Source organism: Psychrobacter sp. MES7-P7E (assembly GCF_002863645.1).
Taxonomy (GTDB): Bacteria; Pseudomonadota; Gammaproteobacteria; order Pseudomonadales; family Moraxellaceae; genus Psychrobacter.
Map to the genome: position 1 here is coordinate 1 of NZ_PJBU01000044.1, position 932 is coordinate 932.

Consider the following 932-nt stretch of genomic DNA (forward strand, 5'->3'; position numbering starts at 1 on the left):
TCTAAGGTGTTGTCCTCGCCTTCTATGGCAGTATCCTTGGTGGCTGTAATGCTAACGGTCGGACGGTCGCCTTCTTGTGGGGTGCCATCTTGTGCCGCTTCATCTTCAATCACCCCGCTATCAGTAGCGGTGGTAATGGTGACGCCATTAGGGTTAACAGCATTGGAGATGATCAGACCTAAGTCTTCAGTTTGCTCATAAACGCTGTCATCAGCAACGCTGATAGTGATGAGGCTCTCTTTACTGCCCGCAGCGATTAAGACGTCGTCGCCATTGGCTAAGAAGGCGCTGATCTCACCCTGATCAGTAGTATCAACCACGCTGCCATCGGCTTTGGTGTACTGCAAACGCGCAATGTCACCGGCGGTGATATCAGGACTGTTTGCTGCATCTAGGCGCACGTTAACAACGGTATCTTGGTCACTGGCCACATTTTGGCTGATGCTGAACTCAAGAGTGTCATCACTTGTGCCTTCAGTGGCTGTGCCTATTGTGGCTTCAATCTTAATCTCAACAGCCCCTGGAATGACGGTGATGGTCAGATTAGAGTCGTCAAGAACCTGGTTATTACCATCAACCACCTCATAGCTAATCTCTGGAACGTCACCGGTAAAGTCAGCATCTGGGGTAAAGGTGTAGTCACCATTAGCATTAACGGTGATGCTGCCAATCGGGTCGCCATTGACATCGGTGATGGCGGTTGGGGTGCCATCTGTTGGGATGGTGTCTAGTACGCCATCGCCATCAGTATCCACTTGCACGTTCGAGACACTCAGGCTGATGCTCGGATCGGTCTCTGAGGTGTTATCCAGTAAGTTGCCACTCACAGGCTGACCTTGATCGGTGCTCTGCGCTTCATCACCATCATTAAAGTCGCCTAAGCGATCTTCACTACCAGCTACTCGGTCTTCATCAACAATGCTGCCAGTGGC

The 932-nt window shown here is 51.1% G+C and carries 1 protein-coding gene; it reads right to left on the reverse strand.

The genetic code is table 11. The features are described from left to right. Positions 1-932, reverse strand: a 932-nt coding sequence (locus tag CXF62_RS14645) for a cadherin-like domain-containing protein (protein WP_185156572.1), incomplete at both ends; no start/stop codon positions are given.